We start from the raw sequence: 25,392 nt of genomic DNA, 5'->3' as shown, positions 1-25,392 counted from the left end.
CGGCTTATAAATATCAATAAATCTATAAGAAACCCGAGCTTTTGCTAATTAGTGTTATAAAAACACCTATTTAAGAGAAATAATTTGCAGATTTCGCAAAAGCCCGTATCTTTGCACTGTGTTTTTCATAGTATTAGATTTAAGGTTAACAAAGGTTGGAGCAAGGCGTTGCTCCTTTTTTTATGCCCATACCCCATCTTAGCATCTTCCAATCCTACAAAAATACCCCTTGAAATCTTATCAAAGGGCATTTTTTATCTACACTCTATCTATAATTAAAGCGCTTTTTCAATAGCCTGTTTAATGAGTGCTTCCATGATATCATATCCTTCTCCTGTAGGATGTACCCCATCTTTCGTATATTGAGGATTCAAGGCCTTATTCTCGCCCACCACCATTGGCTGATAATAATTCACAAACGGAATTTTATTAGCTTTGGCGTAAGCTTCTATGCGGGCATTCAATGACTGAATCTTTTGAGGAGCATCTTTAATCTCCCGTCTCCACGGAAATTCAGCAGCCGGCAATACTGAAGTCAGAATCACTTTGATTTTATTTGCCTTCGCCAGTTCTGCCATAGATGCAATATTTCCGAATGTATAATCTTCATTATAAGCACCTGTATTTTCGGCTACATCATTTGTTCCTGCATTAATGACAACCAATGCCGGAGAAAGATTGATCACATCTTCCCTAAAACGAAGTAAAAACTGATAGGACGTCTGGCCACTGATACCACGACCGATATATCCATTTGTTTTGAAGAAATCAGGATGTGTCCTCACCCATCCTTCCGTAATGGAATTGCCCATAAAGACCACTCTTTTTTCCTTCTTTACAGGTTGTGCAAGTGCTGCATTCTCTGTCGCATAACGCTTGTAATTAGCGAACTCATGTTTCTGTGCATAGGTCTCTCCTACTGAGAAACTCAAACAAACGATGGCCAACAACATCCATTGACCCAGTCTTTTCTTTTTCATATACATATATAAAGATTAGTAATTCAAATTGGTTGCAAAGATAAAAAAACTCTTTATATGAACGATCAAATACCGAATATCCGTTAAGCGGAAAGGGAAAATTCTTAATCTATGTTATATAACATAAGATTTTTCTTGGTTAATTTGCAAAGTTCACAGAAGTCCGTATCTTTGCAATGTGTTTTTCATAGTATTAGATTTAAGGTTAACAAAGGTTGGAGCAAGGCGTTGCTCCTTTTTTTATGCCTATACGCTTGGTTTCCTAAAAAAGAATGGTATTTTTGTGAATCATAATACCCTAAAAAAACACTGTCATGAAAAAGCTCATTACCCTTTTCTTTATAAGCATACTTAGCCTTCAGGTTTATTGTTCCGCACAAGAAATATTAAAAGTGGATTATCCGGCCATCAAAGAGTACGTGACTAATCACAATACGGAATTTCAAAAGCTCATGCAACGTTTTGAAGAAAATGATACTTTACTCACCCGGCAAGATCATGCCATGCTATATTACGGGTATTCATTCACACCAGCTTACAAAGGAAGTATGGATGATTTTCAGGATTTCCGAAAGTTGATTAAAGAAGAAAAGTATGAAGATGCTTATAATATCGGCAAAGAACTACTAAAAAAGAATCCGGTATCTCTCCAATTACTATATAATATGTACGGAATAGCCGGTTTGCTCCAGAAAGATATCCGGGAAATAAAACACTATTCAAAAAGATACGCAGCCTTGCTTACTATGATTGCGCTTACAGGTGACGGTACAAGCGAAGAAACCGCATTTAAGGTTATCTGCGTAAATGACGAATACCAACTGCTGAACATGTTATTCAAAATGGAAAACATGAAAGGTCAATCGCTAGTCAATAAATGTGATCTGATAGAGTTTGATAAATGCCAGTACTATGAAGGAAATCAAATGTATTTCGACATTAGCCGTTCCCTTGATTATATGAGTGAATTATTCGGAAAATGAAAAAAAAACTATTCTATATCACACTGATAATTGCCATACTTTGTGTTATCAGTATCTTTATCTGCGACTGGACCATCAAGAAGAATGCAGCCTCCTGCATCTATACTGAAATCAGTGATATTCCTGCAAACAATGTAGGTCTGCTTCTCGGCACCTCTCCTAAGCTGAAAAGCGGAAATAACAATTTATATTTTGACTATCGCATTGATGCGGCGGTTGAACTGTACAAGGCAGGCAAAATTAATTATATTCTTATCAGTGGAGATAATCGCAAAGAAGATTACAACGAACCGGAAGAAATGAAGAAAGCGCTTATGCAAAAAGGTGTTCCTGAAAAGTCTATCTATTTAGATTATGCCGGTTTTCGTACCCTTGACTCTGTTGTGCGTGCTAAAGAAGTATTCGGTCAGACCCGTCTGACCATCATTTCTCAACGATTTCACAATGAGCGGGCTATTTATCTTGCCGAAAAGAATGGGATTACCGCCATCGGTTTTAATGCCAGGGATGTAGACGTCTATGCAGGATTGAGAACCAATATCAGAGAATTATTTGCAAGGGTCAAGATGTTTATCGATTTAGCGATAGATAAGCAACCGCATTTCCTGGGAGAAAAGTACAAACTGCCATCCGGCAAATAAGAAAATATCAAAAACAAAAAGTTATTGAAAAATTTATGGAACAACAACCTCAACTCAATGATCACAACAAACAGGAGTATCCTCCTATGCATACAGCAGAGCATTTACTAAATGCCACTATGGTAAAAACTTTCGGTTGCCCTCGCTCAAGAAATGCCCATATAGAAAGGAAAAAGAGTAAGTGCGACTATATTCTTCCTACTTGTCCTACAGATGCGGAGATACAAGCGATAGAAGATAAGGTAAACGAAGTTATCAGTCAAAATCTGCCCGTAACTGTTGAATTTATGACTCATGAGCAAGCTAAAGGCATCGTAGATCTGAGCAAACTTCCTGCTGACGCCAGTGAGACTCTTCGCATTATACGCATAGGAGATTATGACGCCTGTGCCTGTATAGGGTTACATGTATCCAATACCTCAGAGGTAGGAACTTTCAAAATCATCAGTCATGATTATAATGAAGAAAGGCAAACTTTAAGGTTAAGATTCAAACTCATTGAAAAAAAATAGATTATCAAATTAATATCTATATTATATAAAATAAATATACTGCGGTTACATTTTGTCACAAAACAGGCAAAATTGGCATTATTAAAATGACAAATAGACATTTTCAATCTCAGTTTTCCTTTGGCATAAGGTTTGCACTAATAGCAGTGAACGACGGTTCAAAAGCAGACGGCAAGAGTCGGGATACCCCCCTCTGCGGAAAGCAGCGAACCGAAATTCAAGAGTGAATAAACCGAATGTTTAACTAAAAGATAGGAGACTAAGATTATGATGCCTGTTAGAAGAACTCAAAGTTGGTTACCAAGTATTTTTAACGATTTCTTTGATAACGATTGGATGGTAAAAGCAAATGCAACTGCACCTGCAATCAATGTTTTTGAAACAGAAAAAGAATACAAAGTTGAACTGGCTGCTCCGGGAATGACAAAAGAGGACTTCAATGTTCGCATTGATGAAGACAACAACCTCGTTATCTCTATGGAGAAGAAGACTGAAAACAAAGAAGAGAAGAAAGAAGGTCGCTATCTACGTCGCGAATTCTCTTATTCTAAGTTTCAGCAGACGATGATTCTGCCGGATAATGTAGATAAAGAAAAAATTTCTGCCGCAGTAGAAAACGGAGTTTTGAGCGTCCAACTTCCTAAGATTTCTGAAGAAGAAGTGAAGAAGGCCGAAAAGCAAATCGAAGTAAAATAATACAGTAACCACGATTCATCCCAAGGGGTGAAAACAATAATAAAAACAGCTCTTTTCCAACCAATAAGGATAAGAGCTGTTTTTTATATAATCAAATTCTCAATTATTGATTTTTCCGATAACTGATCACCGCCCAGGTATTGAAACCCAGTGCAAAAAGAAGCAGGACTCCTATTTCAGGCAGCAGTTCCAACAAGCTGCTTCCTTTGAGGTATACCATACGCATTCCTTCCATAAAGTACTTCAAAGGATTGAAATAAGTAATCACCTGTGCCCATTCAGGCATACTGCTCACCGGAGTGAATAATCCGCTCATCAACATCAGAATCAGCATAAAAAAGAACATTACAAACATAGACTGCTGCATAGTTGCCGAATAATTGGATATAACGAGCCCGAAACCGGACATAACGAATACAAACAAAATCGCCAAAAAATAAATCACGATGAAATGCCCTACAGGAGTTATTCCATAAAGCAGCCAGGCTAACAAAAAGCACAAAGTCAATACGATAAAGCCTGTGATCCAGTAAGGTAAAAGTTTAGCCAGAATAAAAGTAAATTTCGGTACGGGAGTCACATTAATCTGTTCGATCGTTCCTACCTCCTTCTCACTAACCACATTCAGGGCAGGCAAAAATCCGCATATCAAAGTCAACAACATTCCCATCAAAGCAGGAATCATATAAAGTTTATAATTCAGATTCGGGTTAAATAATCCCTGCGTATCGATACGAATGGAAGGGGCACTGCCCGACGCAGATATGGCATCAGGATATTCTGCACGTAACTCGGCTGCATAGTTCTTGATAATAGTGCCCAGATAAGAACTGCCTAGCCCTCCTTTCGTTCCATTTACCGAATTGGCTGCAATCAGTATATGGGCTTCTCCTTTGTTCACCCAGTCCCGCTCCAGGTGCCTGGGGATCTCCATTATAATATCCGCTGTTCCCTGTTCAATATTCCGTAATCCATCCTCATAAGATGCCGGCACTTCCGTCAGACGGAAATAGGTAGAAGCCGCAATCTTATTCACCAGCCGCTGAGAAATCACCGAATGATCGTTGTCTACAATATTCAGCTGGATATTCTTTATTTCCAGATTCACAGCCCATGGCATCAGCAACATGATCATGCAGGGAAAGATAAGAATCAATCTCGGCAGGAACGAATTGCGAAGCAACTGTTTAAACTCTTTTTCTATCAGAAATTTTATCATAATAAATTCCTTTATTCCAATCGATATTTAAATTTCCTGATACTGATGGTAATAAGCACTACTGCCATCAGCAACAAAATACCAATCTCTTTAAGTACCAGCACAACCGGCACTCCTTCAATCATCAGTTTGCGCACAGCCTGAATATACCAGCGGGCGGGAATAATATCCGATATGGCCCGGAGAATCACCGGCATACTTTCTACCGGAAAAATCATTCCGGACAAAACCATGGTGGGCATCATCAATATCATTCCGGATGCCAGCATGGCCGCCACCTGTGTACTTGTCACAGAGGAAATCAGCAAACCCAAAGCCAGCGACACGAAAATAAAGAGCAAAGACACCATCACCAACCAGAACAAACTCCCCACTACCGGCACATCCAGTACAAAGACTGAAAGCAGCAAAATGGTTGTCAGATTGACAAAAGATAAAACAAAGTAAGGTACCGCCTTGGCCAGCACGATAAACAATGGTCTTACCGGAGATACCAGCAATACTTCCATCGTGCCCGTCTCCTTTTCACGAACAATGGAAATAGAGGTCATCATCGCACAAATCAGCATTAAAATCAGCCCCATGACTCCGGGCACAAAGTTGTAGGCACTCTTCATCTGCGGATTATACAGCAATTTGACATCTGGAGTCAAACGCGAAACGAACACATTGGGAGGCAACATCTCCTGTCCTGCCGAAGAAACAATGCTGGCTGCATAATTACTCTGCGAGGTAGACATATTGGGATCGGTTGCATCGACTATCAGCTGCACACGGGCATCCCCCGTATAAAGTCCGTCGGCAAAACGCTCTCCAAATACAATTGCCATATCTATCTTATTTTTCCGGAAGGCAGTTTCCATCTCCTGTGGAGAATGAAAACGGGTGGTAACCGTGAAATATTCACTCGCATCCAACCGGTCTATAATTTTCCTTGTTACCACATCATTCGAAGGATCAAGAACTGCCAGCCGGACATTCTTCACTTCCGTACTGATAGCAAACCCAAACAGAATAATCTGCACGACCGGCATTCCCAACAGGATCAGCATAGTACGCCGGTCACGGAAAATATGATAAAATTCTTTCTTTACGAAAGCAATAAATTGTTTCATAATCAATCCGCTTTACGCACCGCATGGCGGGCAAGTTGTTGAAACACATCATCCATTGTCTCCACACCAAACTGTTCTTTCAGCCGGGCCGGCGTATCCAGTGCCTTGATCTGGCCGTCCACCATAATCGATATCCGGTTGCAATATTCCGCTTCATCCATATAGTGTGTGGTAACAAATACAGTGATTCCACGATCGGCAGCCTGATAAATCAGCTCCCAGAACTGCCTGCGAGTAGCAGGATCAACTCCTCCGGTCGGTTCATCAAGGAAGACTATTTTCGGCTCATGGAAGATAGAGACAGAAAAGGCCAGTTTCTGTTTCCAACCCAAAGGAAGGTTTTTCACCAACGTATCCCGTTCGTCTGCAAATCCCAGGCGTTCTAACAATTCATCTGTCTTTTCTTCAATCTCCATCTCCTTCATCCCATAAATTCCGGCAAAGAGACGGATATTCTCCCAGACTTTAAGATCCTCATACAAAGAGAATTTCTGACTCATATATCCGATATGCCTTTTGACTTGTTCGGCTTCCCGAAAGATGTCATAGCCTGCCACCTTTCCTACTCCCGAAGTCGGACGGCTCAATCCGCAAAGCATACGCATCGCAGTCGTCTTACCTGCTCCATTGGCTCCAAGAAAACCGAAAATTTCTCCCCGCTGCACTTGAAAAGAGATATGATCGACTGCCGTAAAATGTCCGAAGGATTTGGTCAGCTGCTCCACCTCGATAACAGGAGCTGCCATCTGTTGCGCCTCCTCCCGTTCCAAGGGTGGCGGACAAAGAATGGAAGCAAACTTCTGAAGAATCCGTTCGGGCGTATCGATTCCGTGCACCTGCCCGTGATTAATAAAAGCAATCCGGTCGCATTGACGAGCCTCATCCATAATAGGAGTGGAAACAATGATCGTAATCCCCTGTTTTCTCAAATTACGGAGCATCTGCCAAAATTCTTTCCGAGACACAGGATCTACACCCGTAGTCGGTTCATCCAGAAATAAAATATCAGGTTTATGAATCAGGGAACAGCTCAATGCCAGCTTCTGCTTCATACCTCCCGACAAAGCGCCTGCCCTTCTTTTTTTAAAAGGCTCGATCTGCTGATAAATATCTTTAATCAAATCATAGTTTTCCTGTATCAACGTATGAAATACCGTAGCAAAAAATTCCAGATTCTCTTCTACGGAAAGGTCCTGATAAAGCGAGAACCGTCCGGGCATATATCCTACTTTCGTACGAATCTGTTTGTAATCCGTCACCACATCCAGTCCGTTGACAGTTGCCGTACCTTTATCAGCCAACAGTAAAGTGGTCAGGATGCGGAATAAGGTACTCTTCCCCGCCCCGTCAGGACCGATCAGCCCGAAAACTTCTCCCTGCTCTACCGCAAAAGAAACCTCTTTCAGTGCCTCTACTTTCCCGTAGCTCTTGCTGATTTCCTTTACAACGACTATGGGTTCTCCTTTTTCCATACCACACCTCCATACATACCAATCTTCAACGAACCGTCATTTTTCACGGCAATCTTCACTGCGTATACCAGATTGGCACGTTCATTTTTAGTCAGAATCGTTTTGGGGGTAAACTCCGAACGGTCCGAAATCCAAGTGACCACACCGGGATAGGCTTTCTGTTCCGAATTTCCATAATCGGAATACACCGTCACTTTATCCCCCAATTTCACTTGGGACAATTGCTCTGAAGTAACATAAGCCCGCAAATACATCCGGTCTACCTCACCCACTTTAAACAACGGTTTGCCAACGGATGCCAGTTCTCCCCCTTCCGCATATTTTGCCAGTACCGTACCTTCAATAGGCGACTGAATATGGCACTTGTTCAACTGGTCTTCTACCTGTGCCACTTGTATACTGACCGAATTCCCCTGTTCCGTCAGACTGTTCGTACTCTTCATCAATGAGGATTCCTGAGCAATCAACTGCTGCTGAAGCAAGGTTACCTGTGCATCCCAGTCATCCAGTTGTTTCTGATTGGCAGCTCCGGCAGCAAGCAGGTTCTCTACCCGCTTCTTTTCCCTTTGCGCTGTAGTAATTTGCTGTTTGGTAGCGGCTATCTGTTTGGCCAGATCGGGACGCTGGCTTTCCACCGATTTCATGCTTGCTTCCAGTTGCAACTTTTTCAGATATAGCTGGACAGTATCTACCAGCCCTACTTCTTCGCCGGCTTTCAATCTTGTTCCTTCTTCCACTTCCAGTTGCAGCAGTTTTCCCGCTGCTTCGGCGGAAACGATCACTTCCGTAGCTTCAAAGGTTCCTGTTGCATCATAATCGGGCGTTCCGTTTCCACAGGCAGAAAGCATCCATACTGCCATCCCGTATATTCCTATTTTTGTCATTCGTTTCATATCTGACAGATTTTTATTAATGATTAGTAGTATATTTCAATTGATAGATACCCATCAACCGTTGAATCTCATGCATTGCCTTCGCCTGACGGGCAAGACTCTCATTCGTGAGTTCTCTGAGCATTTCTGTTACTGTCAACGTACCATTCGCAACTTTGGCTTCCGCAGCCCGACGAATATTCGTACGCAACCGGATAATTTCATCATCATCCTGCATCTGCTTCTCCAACGAACGGACAGACTGATCCTGCTGCGTCATTTCCAGTCTCGTATTAAAAAGAAACACATCCCGATTGCTGTCCAGTTGCTGCCGTTTGTTTTCAATCACCCGACGGTCATTCTTCAACGTATACAGACTTCCGAAATTCCATGAAAGCCGGACACCTGCAATATAATAAGGAGAAAATTCATTCTTCAGCATATTTAATCCCGGATTACCGTAAGCTCCCTGCACAAACAATCCGAAATGAGGAAGATGGCGCACATTCAAGGCTTTCTCTTGTACCTGCAAACCGGCTCCCTGTGCGTCAAACCACGACAGTTCCGGTCGGCGAATCTCACTGACAGCCGACAATTCGTTTTGAGGAACAGGCTTCTCCAATACTGTCTCCGGCGAAAGCACCTCTCCCATCAATAACGAAAGCATCTTCAAATAGGCCATACGGGAAGAAGTCAGTTCCACCCTTTTCTGACGGGTATTCAACTGCTCCACTTTCACAGCATCCAGATCGGCCTGATTGGCTATTCCATTTTCCACATAAGCTGTAATCTGACGGAAGTTCCGTCCCAGTTCATCTTGCAGCAAGGCATTCTGAGCCAACTGCTCATCCAACATCAGGATTCCAAAATACAGATCATTCACACGGCCATTCAACGCATACATATCGACGTTCAACTTTTCCCTGTCAATCTCCGCTTCCGCCGTAGCCTTTTTCTTCTGCATCCGGATTCCTCCGCCATCCCATATCTGTTGCTGTAACTCCAGCATCACCTGATACTGGTCTTTGGCCATCCCTTTGATATCCACACCGGGAATGGCAATGGGTAACTCCGTCACATCACTTTGATAAGACGCCTTTGCCGAAAGAGCAAACTGAGGCAAGTATCCCCTCGCCGCATTTTCCAGATTATATTCTTTCGTCTTCTCCACTAAATCATATTGACGCACCAACGGATAGTTATCCTGCGTTTTTTGCTGACATTCTTCTAATGTTATATGCCCGGTCTGCCCATACATTCCGGGCATGAACAGTAAAAGCGAAAGACTAAAAATAATTCTTTTCATACGCATTTTTTCTATGAATTCTTCAAAAGACAAAGATAGACCTTTAAGTAATAGTTTCACATTCTGATAGTTGGAAAATATGTCCCAATAGTTCGATTCATCCTAAAAAAAGAGAAGATTCAAGGGCTATTTCTTATCTTTGCCGGAAAAGAACTGAGAAAATGGAACAGAAGAAACCGATGGAATTAGGCCTCCAACTGTTGAAGGATATAAATATAGTACGTCACAACGAATTTCGCTTCATCAATGCCGAATTCGGATTTGTGACAAGTTTCTCTAAAATGGAAACGACTATCTTCAGTGTCGGACAACCGTACCGGCTACAGGAAGGCCGTATTGCTATTGTCACTAATGGCTCGGCACGTGTTTTAATCAATCTGATCGAATATATTTTCCTGCCCGACCATATATCCCTGATAGCTCCCAACTCTATCATACAAATCATAGAAGTATCTCACGATTTTGATGCTCACATGATGGCAGTAGACCTGAACTTTCTGCCGATATCCGGAAAGGAAGAATTCTTCACCCATTTCCTCCAACAAAAGAAAAATCTCCTGTTTCCACTGTCTACCGAAGAACAAATACAGATAGAGAATTTTGTGACGGTCATGTGGAGTGTATTGCAAGAACCTGTATTCAGAAAAGAGGTCATTCAGCATTTACTGGTAGGATTACTATATAATATAGAGTATATAGCCAAAAGCAAAGGGCAGGCCGAACTCAGTCCATTAACCCATCAAAACGACATTTTTCAGCGCCTCATTTCTTTGGTCAACACCTATAGCAAGACAGAGCGGAATGTCAGTTTCTATGCGAATAAACTTTGTCTCACTCCCCGTTATCTGAACACTGTAATCCGGCAAACCAGCCAGCAAACAGTAATGGACTGGATAAACCAGTCCATTATACTAGAGGCTAAAGTATTGCTAAAACATAGCAACCGCCTTGTTTATCAGATATCAGATGAATTAAACTTTCCCAATCCGTCTTTCTTCAGCAAGTTTTTCAAACGAATGACCGGAATGACGCCTCAGGAATATCAAAAGAATTAAGGATTACTTTGAAAACTCCTTTATCCGCTGTTCTTCATCCAGTTTACAAATCAACAGTGTATTATCTTTCTCAGCAATGATATATCCATCCAGACCCTGAATAACGACCCGTTTCTCTTCACTGGTATGTACGATGCAGTTCTTGCTTTCGTACAAACGGACATCGGCCCCTACCGTAGCATTTCCGGATTTATCTTGTGGCAACAGTCCGCGGAGCGCTCCCCAGGTCCCCAAGTCCGACCAACCGAAAGAAGCCGGAAGTACATAGATTTCCTGTGCTTTTTCCATTACGGCATAGTCTATGGAAATAGCTTCGCAGGTAGGGAACAGCTTTTTAATCGTTTCATTTTCCTTCTCCGTATAGAAATCGGGGAAAATACGATCGAAGATTTGCGCTATGCCCGGAGCATATACACGCATCACGGAAGTGATAGTACGCACATTCCAAACAAAAATTCCTGCATTCCAGAAGTAGTTACCCTCGGCCAGATATCTGTCGGCAGTCTCCCTGTCCGGTTTTTCCTTGAATGCATCTACCGTAAAAATCTCTTTATCAGTCATGATCTGATCTCCGGCAGCAATATATCCATATCCGGTTTCCGGGCGAGTCGGTTTGATACCCAGCGTTACGATAGCACTGCTGTTGTCAGTAAAACGAAGTGCTTTCTCTACTACCCGGCGGAATTCACCTGTATTGATAACCAATGCATCCGACGGAGTCACCACCACATTGGCGTTCGGATGTTTTTTCTTGATTTTCCAGCAAGCATAGGCGATGCAGGGAGCAGTGTTTCGTGCACAAGGCTCTGCAAGGATATTGCTTTCAGGAATCTCCGGCAATTGCTCCCGGACGATATCAATATATTTCTCGGACGTCACTACCCACACATTTTCCCGTGGACAGACGCCATCAAAACGATCAGCAGTCAGTTGAATCAACGTACGCCCGCATCCCATTACATCAATAAATTGCTTGGGACATTCCGGTGTACTCATCGGCCAAAAACGACTACCAATGCCACCAGCCATAATTACGATATGATTATCCATGCTCATATTACTCCCCTGTTTTAGAATATTTGTGAAATAATTGCGCAATTTACACCAATTTGTCCAATCATGCAACTTATAGACATTAAAAAAAGATAGTGACACTATACAGGAAGGATAGTGTAAGCATACTGACAGGATAGTGACACTATCCCATGCTTATAGTGACACCATCCCAAAAACAGAAATTCATAAAAAAAAGCCGCCCCCGAATGCACGGGAACGACTTTTCCAACTTATTATACAACAATTTATTATTTCTTACTTATACTCTTCCCAGCTCTTGATGGCAATATCATCAACGGTCATCGTACAGAAAGCATTGATAAATGCACTTGCCAGACGGGCGTTCGTTATCAACGGCACGTTCAGGTCGATAGCCGCGCGACGGATTTTATATCCATTGTCCAGTTCTCCGGCAGTCAGGTTCTTCGGGATATTGACTACCATGTCAATTTCCTTATTATGAAGCATTTCCAATGCCTGCGGATGTCCTTCTTCACTCGGCCAGTAGACAAGCGTACTTTCAATGCCGTTCTCAGCAAAGGTTTTATGAGTACCGCCGGTTGCAAAGAGTTTGTATCCCTTGTTTACCAACATACGTGCTGCATCCATCATATCAGCCTTCTGCTTCATTGTACCCGTAGAAAGCAGGATGTTCTTTTTAGGAATACGGTAGCCGACAGACAGCATGGCTTTCAGTACGGCACAGGAAGTGTCACTTCCGATACAGCCGACCTCACCTGTAGAAGCCATATCCACTCCCAATACAGGGTCAGCTTTCTGCAAACGGTTGAAAGAGAACTGCGAAGCCTTAATTCCCACATAGTCCAGTTCAAAGAGATTCTTTTCCGGTTTCTCCACAGGAAGACCCAGCATCACTTTGGTTGCCAGCTCAATGAAGTTTATCTTCAGCACTTTGCTGACAAACGGGAAAGAACGGCTGGCACGCAGATTACATTCGATTACCTTAATATCATTATCTTTTGCCAGGTATTGGATGTTGAACGGACCGGAAATATTCAATGCCTTGGCAATCTCACGGCTGATGCGTTTGATGCGACGGACAGTTTCCACATACAACTTCTGAGGCGGAAACTGAATAGTGGCATCACCGGAGTGTACACCGGCAAACTCAATATGTTCGCTGATTGCATAGGCTATGATTTCGCCATTCTGCGCCACAGCATCCATTTCTACCTCCTTCGCATGTTCGATAAACTGGCTTACTACCACCGGATGCTTCTTTGATACATTGGCAGCCAGTTTCAGGAAGCGTTCAAGCTCTTCCTGATTGGAGCAGACATTCATCGCAGCACCCGAAAGCACATAAGACGGACGAACAAGAACCGGGAAACCAACTTCATCGACAAACTCATTGATATCCTCCAGCGATGTCAACTCACGCCAGCGTGGTTGATCCACGCCAATACGGTCGAGCATTGCTGAGAACTTTTCACGGTCTTCAGCATTGTCGATGCTCTGAGCACTTGTTCCCAGTATGTGAATGTTCTGGGCATCCAGACGCAAAGCAAGATTATTCGGAATCTGACCACCGGTAGATACGATGACACCATGCGGATTTTCCAGCTCAAGAATATCCATTACCCGTTCGAATGTCAGTTCATCAAAGTAGAGACGGTCGCACATGTCATAGTCTGTAGATACCGTTTCCGGATTATAGTTGATCATAACACTGCGCCAACCTTCCTTGCGAATGGTATTCAGAGCCTGCACACCGCACCAGTCAAACTCTACAGAAGAACCGATACGGTAGGCACCGGAACCCAATACGACAATGGATTTATGGTCACCCAGATAATGTACATCGTTTGCCACTCCGCTATAGGTCAGATACAGATAATTGGTCTGCGCCGGATATTCGGCAGCCAGTGTATCGATCTGTTTTACCACCGGAAGGATACCGGCAGCCTTACGATACTTGCGGACATACAGGCTTCCATTTTCCATATCACCTTCATAACCGATAGCACGGGCAATCTGGAAATCGGAAAAGCCCTGAACTTTAGCCTTGCGAAGCAGTTCCACAGGCAGATCGGCAATCTGTTTATGATTATTTCCCCATTCGTGCATTTCTTCCGAAGTCTTCATTATATTCATCAACTTCTGAAGGAACCATTTGTCAATCTTCGTCAGTTCATGCACCTGATCGATGGTGTATCCTGCACGGAAGGCTTTTGAGATCACAAAAATACGTTTATCGGTCGGTTCGCGGAGTGCTTTGTCAATATCAGGGATTACTAGTTCTTTGTTTTCCACGAATCCGTGCATTCCCTGTCCGATCATACGGAGGCCCTTCTGAATAGCTTCTTCAAAAGTACGTCCGATTGCCATCACTTCACCTACCGACTTCATGGAAGAACCCAGTTCCTTGTCTACACCATGGAATTTTCCCAAGTCCCAACGTGGAATCTTACATACCACATAGTCCAAAGCCGGTTCGAAGAAAGCAGAAGTAGTCTTTGTCACCGAGTTCTTCAAGTCGAAGAGTCCGTAGCCGAGTCCCAGTTTGGCAGCCACGAATGCCAACGGATATCCGGTTGCCTTAGAGGCCAGGGCCGAGGAACGGGAAAGACGGGCATTTACTTCGATGACGCGATAATCTTCCGATTCGGGGTCGAAAGCATACTGTACATTACATTCGCCGACAATACCGATGTGGCGGATAATACGGATAGCCAGTTCACGAAGTTTATGATATTCACTGTTGGTCAGTGTTTGAGACGGAGCAATAACGATAGACTCACCGGTATGAATCCCCAGTGGGTCAAAGTTCTCCATATTACAAACTGTAATACAGTTGTCGAAGCGGTCGCGGACGACTTCGTATTCGACTTCTTTCCACCCCCGAAGCGATTTTTCCACCAACACTTGCGGAGAAAAAGAAAAGGCTTTTTCTACCAGTACATCCAGTTGCTCTTCATTGTCACAGAAACCGGAGCCCAAGCCACCCAGCGCATAAGCCGCACGGACAATGACCGGATATCCCAATTCCTTCGCTGCACGACGGGCATCTTCCGCATTTTCTACAGCTTCACTTTTAATGGTCTTGACATTGATTTCGTTCAGTTTCTGTACAAAGAGTTCACGGTCTTCCGTATCCATAATGGCTTGTACGGGAGTACCGAGTACTTTTACATTATACTTTTCAAGGATTCCTTCTTTATATAAAGCAACTCCACAATTCAGCGCGGTCTGTCCGCCGAATGCCAGCATAATACCTTCCGGCTTTTCTTTCTGGATTACTTTCTCTACAAAATACGGAGTGACCGGAAGGAAGTAAATTTGATCTGCCACTCCTTCGGATGTCTGTACGGTAGCAATATTCGGATTGATAAGAATGGTTTCAATCCCTTCTTCTTTCAAGGCTTTGAGTGCCTGCGAACCGGAATAGTCAAACTCACCGGCTTCACCGATTTTCAAGGCACCGGAACCCAGCAGCAATACTTTCTTTATATTTTCTTTCATGATAGTCGGTTATTTAAGCAGGTTTACAAATTCATCGAACAGGAATTCCGTATCCGTAGGACCACTTGCAGCTTCGGGATGGAACTGTGCAGAGAACCAAGGATTTTTCTTGTGTTTGATTCCTTCGTTAGAACCATCATTCATATTGATGAACAGCGGTTCCCAATCTGCCCCCAGCGTATTATTGTCTACCGCATAACCATGATTCTGCGAAGTAATAAAACAACGTTCCGTACCCACCATGCGTACCGGCTGGTTGTGGCTACGGTGTCCATATTTAAGTTTGTAAATCTTTGCCCCTCCGGCTTTCGAGAGCAACTGGTTGCCCATGCAAATTCCAAAGATGGGAAGTTTCTCGTTCGCCATTGCCTTGCGGATATTCTGCACAGCTGCGTCGCAGGTATCCGGGTCACCCGGGCCGTTGGAGATAAACAGCCCGTCAAATTCGAGTCCGTTAAAATCATAATCCCAAGGTACACGGATCACTTCTACACCACGCCTCAACAAGCAACGGATAATATTGGTTTTTACACCACAATCCACCAAAACAACTTTTTTAAGTTGAGAATTGAAAGTTAAAAGTTGAGAGTTAAGTTGCGCAATAGAAGTGCTAAGAGGAAAACATTGGGAGGTTCCATCAGGGAGATAGGAGATTATTTCTTTGCAGGAAACACGGTCTACGTAATTAACGGCAGCGTAATTGTCCATTGTCAATTGTCCATTGTCAATTTCCCCGACAATTTCATCGTCGAAGACGATACGTCCCATCATGACTCCGTGTTCACGAAGTATTTTGGTCAGTTCGCGCGTATCGATGCCTGTGATGCCCGGTACTTTCTCACGTTTCAGCCAGTCGCCGAGGCTTTCCACTGCGTTCCAGTGGCTGTACTCAGAAGAGTAGTCACTTACGATAATCGCTTCGGCATGAATCTTTTCACTTTCCATGAAAGTGGCGAGTCCGTTGGGTTCGATGGTAAAAGGAGGAACTCCGTAATTACCCACCAAAGGATAGGTAAGAGTCATCAACTGTCCGGCGTAGGAAGGGTCAGTAAGGCTCTCCGGATATCCGGTCATGGCGGTGTTGAAAACTACTTCGCCCGCCACCGGCTTCTCGTAGCCAAACGACTTACCGGAAAACCGGCTCCCGTCGTCAAGGATTAATGTCACATTTCTCATTCTTATTTTTGAATCGTTGTATGGTTGTTAGAATTGATACATCTGCTCAATGTAGTTGATAAATGCCTGATTCACCATTTTCACACCACCCGGTGTGGGATAGTTTCCACTGAAGTACCAGTCTCCCTGATGGTTCGGACAGGCTTCATGGAGTCCTTCCAACGGTTGGTAGACGATTTCCACTTTCGCTTTCGTTCCCTTCGGTGTCAGGAGTTCTACCATCTTGGCAGATATTTCTTCATCGGTGAACGGCGCATAGATATCCTTCACGTAATTCACCATTTGTTCTTTCGGCAATCCTACCTGATCTTTCGATTTCCGGTAGGCGGCAGCAATCACATCCTTCATATCCCGCTCTTTCAGAAGCTCGATGGCAGCTTTGAAAGCGATAAATTCGCTCATCTTCGCCATATCGATGCCGTAATAGTCCGGATAACGAACTTGTGGAGAAGAAGATACAATCACGATCTTCTTCGGACCAAGACGGTCGAGAATGCCGATGATACTTTGCTTCAAGGTAGTACCACGCACAATGCTATCGTCGATAATCACGAGATTGTCGACACCGGAAACCAGACTTCCGTACGTGATGTCATATACGTGGGCAGCCAAGTCATTCCGACTGTTTCCCTCGGCAATGAATGTACGGAGCTTAATATCTTTGATGGCAACTTTTTCACTGCGGATACGGCGGGAAAGAATGACCTCCAGCTCTTCCATATTGGGATGATGCCCCAATGCCGCAATCTGCCGTACTTTCTCTTCATTCAGATAGTCATCCAGCCCTTGCAACATTCCGTAGAAGGCAACTTCGGCCGTATTCGGGATAAAGGAAAATACAGTATGGTCCAAGTCGTTATTAATGGCTTTCAGAATATTCGGAACCAGTTTTTCTCCCAAGAGTTTCCGTTCTTTATAGATATCTACATCGCTGCCACGGGAGAAGTAAATACGTTCGAACGAGCAGGCGTGCCGCTCGCGAGGCCTGTTGATTTGTGAAGTCCGCAGTCTGCCTTCTTTGCTGATCAGCAATGCCTGCCCGGGTTGCAGTTCCTTGATTTTTTCTACGGGAACATTCAAAGCAGTCTGAATCACCGGACGCTCAGAAGCCAGTACGGCTATTTCATCATCCTGATACCAGAAAGCGGGACGAATACCCCACGGATCACGGATAGCAAAAGATTCGCCGCTTCCGGTGAGACCGCAGATCACATATCCCCCATCCCACTCACGGCTGGAAGTACGCAATACGTTGGCCAGTTCGATATGTTCTTCTATATAATGGGTGACTCCCATCCCTGTCAGTCCTTCGGCTTCAGCAAGGTTGAAGAGGCGTTCCACTTCACGGTCAAGACGATGCCCCACCTGTTCCAACATGATATAGGTATCGGCATACTTACGTGGATGCTGACCGATAGCGGTGATGCGGGCAAAGATTTCATCTACATTCGTCATATTGAAGTTTCCGCAGAGAGCCAGATTTTTAGCACGCCAGTTGTTTCTTCTTAAAAACGGATGTACGTACGAGATTCCGGATTTTCCGGTAGTAGAATAACGCAGATGCCCCATATATACTTCACCCGCAAAGGGCAAAGTACGTTTGGCAAATGCCGCATCATGCAACTGTTCGGGAGTGAGGTCCTTGAAGTTACTCTGTACAGCTTCGAAGATTTCGGTGATGGCACCGGAACCTAACGCGCGTTCGCGAAACATATATTCCTCACCCGGATTTGCTTCCAGCTTCACGCATGCCAGTCCTGCCCCTTCCTGCCCCCGGTTATGCTGTTTCTCCATCAACAGATAGAGCTTGTTGAGACCGTACATCCATGTTCCGTACTTTTTCTCGTAATACTCCAGGGGTTGGAGCAGGCGTATCATGGCAACGCCACATTCATGTTTCAATTGTTCCATTAATCTATCTCTTACTATTTGACTATTTACATTTTAAACTACTCGACTGTTACCGACTTAGCCAAATTTCTAGGTTGGTCTACATCCATCCCCTTACATACCGCAATATGATAAGCAAGCAACTGGAGAGGTACCGTAGTAATTAACGGATCAAGGCACTCGATTGTTTCCGGAAGTTCGATACTGCAATCGGCTATTTTACTGATCACCGTATCGCCCTTGGTTACAAATGCAATCACCTTTCCTTTTCGTGCCTTGATTTCCTGAATATTGCTAAGTACTTTCTCATACAACCCGTTTTGGGTAGCAATGACTACTACCGGCATTTCGGCATCAATCAGGGCTATCGGTCCGTGCTTCATTTCGGCAGCCGGATAACCTTCGGCGTGAATATACGATATTTCTTTCAATTTCAATGCACCTTCCAAAGCAACCGGATAACTATATCCGCGTCCGAGGTAAATAAAGTTATGCGCATAGGTGAAAGTTTTCGACAGTTCCGCCAGCTTATCATTCAGTTTCAATACTTCCTTCATTTTGCCGGGAATGCTATTCAATTCCCGTACAATGTTCAGGTATTGTGTCTCGTCTATCGTACCTTTCTCCCGGGCGAGAGTCAATGCCAGCATGGTCAGCACAGTCACCTGTCCGGTAAATGCTTTGGTCGATGCCACTCCGATTTCCGGTCCGACGTGGATGTACGACCCCGTATGCGTAGCGCGGGGGATGGAGGAACCAATCGCATTACAGATACCATATATAAATGCACCCCGACTTTTTGCCAGTTCCACTGCCGCCAGCGTATCCGCCGTTTCTCCACTTTGAGAAATGGCAATCACCACATCGTGCTCATCGATCACCGGATCACGGTAACGAAATTCGGAGGCATACTCCACTTCTACCGGAATACGGCAAAAACTTTCAATCAGATGCTTCCCGATCAATCCCGCATGCCACGAAGTACCGCAAGCCACAATAATAAAGCGTTTGGCGTTCAGCAACTTTTCTTTATAGTCTATTACTGCCGAAAGCACCACGTTATTGGCTTCCACATTGATACGTCCACGCATACAATCGTGAATACAGTCCGGCTGCTCAAAAATCTCCTTCAACATGAAATGCGGATAACCTCCTTTTTCCAGCTGGCCAAGCTTCAATTCTACTTTTTTCACTTCGGGAGTCATTTCCACATTACTAAGGTCGACTACCTTCAGCTCTTTTCCCCGATTGATCACCGCTATCTCACCATCTTCGAGGTATACCACCTTATCTGTATATTCTACAATCGGTGTGGCATCCGAAGCAAGGAAAAACTCATCTTCACCAATACCTACCACCAGCGGACTGCTTTTGCGGGCCGCAATGATTTCTTCCGGATGCTCTTTATCAAGAATCGCAATCGCATAAGCACCAATCACTTCATTCAAAGCCAACTGAACGGCAGTAAGCAGATCGACCCGATTGGTAACTTTCATATATTCGATTAATTGAACGAGCACCTCGGTATCGGTACTACTTTTAAAGACGTAGCCTTTGGCTTGGAGTTTTTCTTTGAGAACGGCGTAATTTTCAATGATACCGTTATGAATGAGAGCGAGTTTTTCGGAAGAAGAGTAATGAGGATGAGCATTAACGGAACAAGGTTCCCCGTGAGTAGCCCAACGGGTATGGGCAATTCCGACTGTACCGGAAATATCTTTTTGTGTGACGAAATTTTCAAGTTCGGAGACTTTCCCTTTCGTCTTGTACACATTTAACTGTTGGTTATCACTGATCAATGCTACCCCTGCACTGTCATATCCACGATACTCCAGTCGCTTCAGCCCTTTAATAAGGATGGGGTAGGCTTTTCTTTTACCAATATAGCCTACTATTCCACACATATTATGATATTTTTATTTCGGGTGCAAATATACACATTCCAAATGACACAAAGATAACTTTTTCAATATTTATTTGACATAAGCACATAAAAAAGTTGTAAACACATCAAAACGTTAAATAATATATTATTTTAAGCTCAAAAAGAAACAAATTACAATCAGGATAAAATAAAACCGGACAGACTGATAAATTATAAGCAAATCAGAGCATTTTGATTACAAATTAAAAGAATAAAGAAAGAGGTTCTTATTTTGTGTCACACAAAACAAACAATACTCTATCATTATGAAATTAAATTCTTAATTTTGCCGAACAATTTGATACATCAAATAGGTATTATCATACAATAAAGCTAGAAAGAATGAAGAAACAAGAACTTTTTAACAACGCAACAGGAAAATTCCCCTACCAACGACAGCCTGGACAAATGGGCTTGTATGACGCGGCATATGAACACGATGCCTGCGGGGTTGGTATGCTGGTGAACATTCACGGAGAAAAGTCACATGACATTGTTGAGTCGGCTTTAAAGGTATTAGAGAATATGCGTCACCGTGGCGCTGAGGGGGCGGATAACAAAACCGGCGACGGTGCAGGTATTATGTTACAGATTCCACATGAGTTTATTTTACTGCAAGGCATCCCCGTACCCGAAAAGGGACGGTACGGCACCGGTCTGCTTTTTCTACCGAAAAACGAGAAAGATCAGGCAGCTATTTTTAGTATCATTATTGAAGAAATAGAAAAAGAGGGACTTACATTGATGCATCTGCGCAATGTACCCACCTGTCCGGAAATTCTAGGTGAAGCGGCTCTGGCTAACGAACCGGATATCAAGCAGGTCTTTATTACCGGTTTTACGGAAACGGAAACCGCCGACCGCAAACTGTATCTGATTCGCAAACGGATAGAGAATAAAGTCAGATTGTCAGCTATTCCGACGAGAAACGATTTTTATGTCGTTTCGCTCTCGACCAAAAGTATTATATATAAAGGTATGCTCTCGTCATTGCAGCTACGCAACTACTATCCTGATCTGACGAATAGCTACTTCACCAGCGGCTTGGCTCTGGTACACTCCCGTTTCAGCACCAACACTTTTCCGACATGGGGACTGGCACAACCTTTCCGCCTGCTGGCGCACAACGGTGAAATCAATACCATTCGTGGCAACCGCGGATGGATGGAAGCCCGTGAAAGCGTACTCTCCACTCCTATGCTGGGAGATATCAAAGAAATACGCCCGATCATACAGCCGGGTATGAGCGACAGTGCTTCTCTGGACAATGTGCTGGAATTTCTGGTCATGTCAGGATTAAGTCTGCCTCATGCAATGGCTATGCTCGTACCGGAATCTTTCAACGAGAAGAATCCGATCAGTGAAGACCTGAAAGCATTCTATGAATACCATTCTATCCTGATGGAACCTTGGGACGGACCGGCAGCCTTGCTTTTCAGCGACGGACGATTTGCAGGTGGTATGCTCGACCGTAACGGCCTGCGCCCTGCCCGCTATCTGATCACTAAAAACGATACGATGGTAGTGGCATCCGAAGTGGGCGTAATGGACTTTGAACCGGGAGATATCAAGGAAAAAGGGCGCCTGCAACCGGGCAAGATTCTATTGATCGATACAGAGAAAGGAGAAATCTACTATGACGGCGAATTGAAGAAACAACTGGCCGAAGCGAAGCCTTACCGTACATGGCTATCGACTAACCGTATCGAACTGGATGAACTGAAAAGCGGTCGTAAAGTGCCTCATCACGTAGAAAACTATGACCGGATGCTCCGTACTTTCGGCTATTCAAAAGAAGATATCGAACGGCTGATTATGCCAATGGCGAGCGCGGGTGCCGAACCCATCCACTCAATGGGTAATGATACGCCACTGGCTGTACTTTCCGATAAACCACAGCTACTCTACAACTATTTCCGCCAACAATTCGCACAGGTTACGAATCCGCCGATCGACCCGCTACGCGAAGAACTGGTAATGTCTTTGACGGAATATATCGGAGCGGTAGGCATGAATATCCTGACTCCCAGCGAGAGTCATTGTAAAATGGTACGTCTGAATCATCCGATTTTAAGCAATACACAGCTGGATATTCTTTGCAATATCCGCTACAAGGGCTTTAAGACTGTAAAACTACCGATGCTGTTTGAAGTATCCAAAGGGAAAGCCGGATTACAGGAATCACTGAACAACCTTTGCAAAATGGCGGAGGAATCAGTTACGGACGGAGCAAACTACATTGTACTGACCGACCGTGACGTGGATGCAACTCATGCCGTTATCCCTTCATTACTGGCAGTAAGTGCCGTGCATCACCATCTGATATCTGTCGGCAAACGTGTGCAGACAGCATTGATTGTAGAGAGCGGAGAAATGCGTGAAGTAATGCACGCCGCTTTACTACTCGGTTTTGGAGCCAGTGCACTGAACCCGTATATGGCATTTGCCATCCTCGACAAGCTGGTAAAAGAGAAAGATATTCAACTGGACTATGCTACCGCTGAGAAAAACTATATCAAATCTATCTGCAAAGGTCTGTTCAAAATCATGAGTAAGATGGGGATTTCCACTATCCGCTCTTATCGCGGTGCAAAGATTTTCGAAGCTGTCGGACTCAGCGAAGAGTTGAGCAAGGCTTATTTCGGCGGACTCGGTTCCCCCATCGGAGGTATCCGCCTGGAGGAAGTGGCAAGAGACGCAATCGCTTTCCACGATGAAGGAGTTGAAGGAATGGAAAATGGAGAATTGAAAATGGAAAATGAAGCACCGCACGGCAACTCTCAATTTTCAACTTTCAATTTTCCATTATTAAAGAACAACGGACTGTATGCCTTCCGAAAGGACGGAGAGAAACATGCGTGGAACCCGGAAACCATCAGTACATTGCAACTTGCCACCCGCTTGGGCAGCTACAAGAAATTCAAAGAGTTCACTCATTTGGTAGACAATAAGGAGAAACCTATTTTCCTGCGTGACTTCTTAGGATTCCGTCGCAATCCTATATCCATCGAACAGGTAGAACCGATAGAGAATATTCTCCGTCGTTTTGTGACGGGTGCCATGTCTTTCGGATCTATCAGCAAGGAAGCTCATGAAGCAATGGCGATTGCCATGAATACCATTCACGGACGCAGCAACACGGGTGAAGGTGGCGAAGATGCTTCCCGCTTCCACCCGCTGCCGGACGGTACTTCCATGCGAAGTGCCATCAAACAGGTAGCTTCCGGACGCTTCGGGGTCACCGCCGAATATCTGGTGAATGCCGATGAGATACAAATAAAAATAGCGCAGGGAGCTAAACCAGGGGAAGGCGGACAGCTTCCGGGATTCAAAGTGAACGACGTCATAGCCAAAACACGCCATTCCATTCCGGGAATCTCACTGATCTCTCCTCCTCCCCATCATGATATTTATTCGATTGAGGATTTGGCGCAATTGATATTTGACTTGAAAAACGTTAATCCACAAGCCAAAATCAGTGTCAAACTGGTAGCAGAAAGTGGCGTAGGTACCATTGCCGCAGGCGTGGCAAAAGCAAAAGCGGATTTGATTGTCATCTCCGGTGCCGAGGGTGGTACGGGAGCCTCTCCCGCTTCATCCATCCGTTACGCCGGCATTTCTCCGGAACTGGGACTGAGCGAGACACAGCAAACCTTGGTTCTGAACGGTCTGCGGGGACAAGTCGTCCTACAAGCCGATGGCCAATTGAAAACCGGACGCGACATTATCATAATGGCATTAATGGGCGCCGAAGAATATGGTTTTGCCACTTCCGCCCTGATCGTGCTGGGATGTGTGATGATGCGCAAATGTCACCAGAATACTTGTCCGGTAGGAGTAGCCACGCAGAATGAGGAATTACGCAAACGCTTTCATGGGCGCAGCGAATATCTTATCAACTTTTTCACCTTCCTGGCACAGGAAGTCCGTGAATATCTGGCGGAAATGGGATTCACCAAAATGGATGATATTATCGGACGCACGGACTTGATTGAACGCAAATCCGACGAAAACGATCCGAATCCGAAGCACGCTCTGATTGACTTCACCAAGCTACTGGCACGCGTGGATAACAGTGCAGCCATCCGTCACGTCATCGATCAGGATCATGGTATTTCTACAGTGAAGGATGTGGCAATCATTGATGCTGCCCAAGAAGCGATAGAACACGAAAAAGAAGTTTCATTGGAATACACAATTGCCAATACGGACCGTGCGACAGGTGCCATGCTCTCCGGTGTCATTGCCAAAAAACACGGAGAAAAGGGACTGCCGGAACATACCTTGAATGTGAAATTCAAAGGCTCTGCGGGACAGTCGTTCGGTGCCTTCCTCGTACCGGGAGTCAATTTCAAGCTGGAAGGTGAAGCGAATGATTATCTGGGTAAAGGATTGAGTGGCGGACGCATTGCCGTATTACCGCCTATCCGCAGCAACTTCGAAGCCGAAAAGAACACGATTGCAGGCAACACCCTGCTCTATGGTGCAACCAGCGGTGAAGTTTATATCAATGGCCGCGTAGGCGAACGTTTTGCCGTGCGCAACTCAGGAGCTGTTGCCGTAGTGGAAGGTGTAGGCGACCACTGTTGCGAATATATGACCGGAGGCCGTGTAGTGGTTCTGGGGCAAACCGGACGAAATTTTGCCGCCGGTATGAGTGGCGGTGTGGCTTACGTATGGAACAAAGACGGCAATTTTGACTACTTCTGCAACATGGAAATGGTTGAACTGTCACTGATCGAAGAAGCCGGTTACCGCAAAGAACTGCACGAACTGATTCGTCAGCACTACCTGTACACCGGTTCGAAACTGGCACGTACCATGCTCGATGACTGGAACCATTACGTAGATCAGTTTATCCAGATAGTACCTATTGAATACAAAAAAGTACTACAGGAAGAGCAGATGAGAAAGTTACAGCAAAAAATAGCAGATATGCAAAGAGACTATTAATTCAAGTATTAGGTATTAAGTATTAGGTATTAACCGTAGCTTCAAACATCTTTAATCCA

The 25,392-nt window shown here is 44.3% G+C and carries 17 protein-coding genes; 6 read left to right on the top strand and 11 right to left on the bottom strand.

Annotation, left to right across the window (positions count from 1 at the left end):
* Positions 1 to 275: 275 nt before the first annotated feature.
* A complete protein-coding gene (locus BT_RS02790; protein WP_016267339.1) occupies positions 276 to 980 on the bottom strand; it encodes an SGNH/GDSL hydrolase family protein in 705 nt (234 codons plus the stop codon).
* Positions 981 to 1,294: 314 nt separating this feature from the next.
* On the opposite strand from BT_RS02790, the gene BT_RS02785 reads away from it, so the two are divergent.
* The 4 genes from BT_RS02785 to BT_RS02770 all read left to right on the top strand — a co-directional run bounded on the left by BT_RS02785 (position 1,295) and on the right by BT_RS02770 (position 3,812).
* Positions 1,295 to 1,963 (top strand): DUF4919 domain-containing protein, encoded by a 669-nt coding sequence (locus BT_RS02785; protein WP_011107330.1) that lies wholly within the window; start codon positions 1,295 to 1,297, stop codon positions 1,961 to 1,963.
* Positions 1,960 to 2,604: a SanA/YdcF family protein gene (locus BT_RS02780; RefSeq protein WP_008763153.1), complete on the top strand. Its 645-nt coding sequence runs from the start codon at positions 1,960 to 1,962 to the stop codon at positions 2,602 to 2,604. Before BT_RS02785 ends, BT_RS02780 begins: the two co-directional genes overlap by 4 nt.
* A gap of 35 nt (positions 2,605 to 2,639) precedes the next feature.
* Complete coding sequence (locus BT_RS02775; RefSeq protein ID WP_011107329.1) at positions 2,640 to 3,116, top strand: hypothetical protein; 477 nt, start codon at positions 2,640 to 2,642, stop codon at positions 3,114 to 3,116.
* Between the two features lie 267 nt (positions 3,117 to 3,383).
* On the top strand, positions 3,384 to 3,812 hold the full coding sequence (locus BT_RS02770) for an Hsp20/alpha crystallin family protein (protein ID WP_008763145.1): 429 nt from the start codon (positions 3,384 to 3,386) through the stop codon (positions 3,810 to 3,812).
* A gap of 103 nt (positions 3,813 to 3,915) precedes the next feature.
* Here the strand turns inward: BT_RS02770 and BT_RS02765 are convergent, their stop codons facing one another.
* From BT_RS02765 to BT_RS02745, 5 genes are read right to left on the bottom strand one after another with little or no spacing between them, the layout of a single operon-like run.
* A complete protein-coding gene (locus BT_RS02765) occupies positions 3,916 to 5,031 on the bottom strand; it encodes an ABC transporter permease (RefSeq protein WP_011107327.1) in 1,116 nt (371 codons plus the stop codon).
* An 11-nt stretch (positions 5,032 to 5,042) separates the two neighbouring features.
* The gene (locus BT_RS02760) at positions 5,043 to 6,146 is read right to left on the bottom strand and encodes an ABC transporter permease (RefSeq protein ID WP_011107326.1); all 1,104 of its coding nucleotides are present in this window, start codon (positions 6,144 to 6,146) and stop codon (positions 5,043 to 5,045) included.
* Positions 6,147 to 6,148: 2 nt separating this feature from the next.
* On the bottom strand, positions 6,149 to 7,618 hold the full coding sequence (locus tag BT_RS02755) for an ATP-binding cassette domain-containing protein (RefSeq protein WP_011107325.1): 1,470 nt from the start codon (positions 7,616 to 7,618) through the stop codon (positions 6,149 to 6,151).
* A complete protein-coding gene (locus tag BT_RS02750) occupies positions 7,597 to 8,511 on the bottom strand; it encodes an HlyD family secretion protein (RefSeq protein ID WP_011107324.1) in 915 nt (304 codons plus the stop codon). The genes BT_RS02755 and BT_RS02750 overlap by 22 nt, the downstream gene beginning before the upstream one ends.
* 16 nt (positions 8,512 to 8,527) lie before the next feature.
* Positions 8,528 to 9,796, bottom strand: coding sequence for a TolC family protein (locus tag BT_RS02745; protein ID WP_048692557.1), 1,269 nt, complete (start codon positions 9,794 to 9,796; stop codon positions 8,528 to 8,530).
* A gap of 161 nt (positions 9,797 to 9,957) precedes the next feature.
* On the opposite strand from BT_RS02745, the gene BT_RS02740 reads away from it, so the two are divergent.
* Positions 9,958 to 10,851, top strand: coding sequence for a helix-turn-helix domain-containing protein (locus BT_RS02740; protein WP_011107322.1), 894 nt, complete (start codon positions 9,958 to 9,960; stop codon positions 10,849 to 10,851).
* Positions 10,852 to 10,854: 3 nt separating this feature from the next.
* Here the strand turns inward: BT_RS02740 and BT_RS02735 are convergent, their stop codons facing one another.
* The 5 genes from BT_RS02735 to glmS all read right to left on the bottom strand — a co-directional run bounded on the left by BT_RS02735 (position 10,855) and on the right by glmS (position 20,360).
* Positions 10,855 to 11,901: a mannose-1-phosphate guanylyltransferase gene (locus tag BT_RS02735; RefSeq protein WP_048692555.1), complete on the bottom strand. Its 1,047-nt coding sequence runs from the start codon at positions 11,899 to 11,901 to the stop codon at positions 10,855 to 10,857.
* Between the two features lie 261 nt (positions 11,902 to 12,162).
* Positions 12,163 to 15,390 (bottom strand): carbamoyl-phosphate synthase (glutamine-hydrolyzing) large subunit, encoded by a 3,228-nt coding sequence (gene carB, locus BT_RS02730; protein WP_011107320.1) that lies wholly within the window; start codon positions 15,388 to 15,390, stop codon positions 12,163 to 12,165.
* A gap of 9 nt (positions 15,391 to 15,399) precedes the next feature.
* A complete protein-coding gene (gene carA / locus BT_RS02725; RefSeq protein WP_011107319.1) occupies positions 15,400 to 16,566 on the bottom strand; it encodes a glutamine-hydrolyzing carbamoyl-phosphate synthase small subunit in 1,167 nt (388 codons plus the stop codon).
* A gap of 27 nt (positions 16,567 to 16,593) precedes the next feature.
* Positions 16,594 to 18,477 carry an amidophosphoribosyltransferase gene (locus tag BT_RS02720; protein ID WP_008765068.1) on the bottom strand — a complete coding sequence of 628 codons (1,884 nt, stop codon included), beginning with the start codon at positions 18,475 to 18,477 and terminating at the stop codon, positions 16,594 to 16,596.
* Positions 18,478 to 18,515: 38 nt separating this feature from the next.
* The gene (glmS, locus tag BT_RS02715) at positions 18,516 to 20,360 is read right to left on the bottom strand and encodes a glutamine--fructose-6-phosphate transaminase (isomerizing) (RefSeq protein ID WP_008765067.1); all 1,845 of its coding nucleotides are present in this window, start codon (positions 20,358 to 20,360) and stop codon (positions 18,516 to 18,518) included.
* A 362-nt stretch (positions 20,361 to 20,722) separates the two neighbouring features.
* On the opposite strand from glmS, the gene gltB reads away from it, so the two are divergent.
* Entirely contained in the window at positions 20,723 to 25,333 is a 4,611-nt protein-coding gene (gene gltB, locus BT_RS02710; RefSeq protein WP_011107318.1) for a glutamate synthase large subunit, read from the top strand.
* Positions 25,334 to 25,392: the final 59 nt, after the last annotated feature.

This window comes from Bacteroides thetaiotaomicron VPI-5482, assembly GCF_000011065.1.
Lineage (GTDB): Bacteria > Bacteroidota > Bacteroidia > Bacteroidales > Bacteroidaceae > Bacteroides > Bacteroides thetaiotaomicron.
Note: the sequence above shows the minus strand (reverse complement) of the source record. Positions and strands in the feature narration are given on the sequence as shown.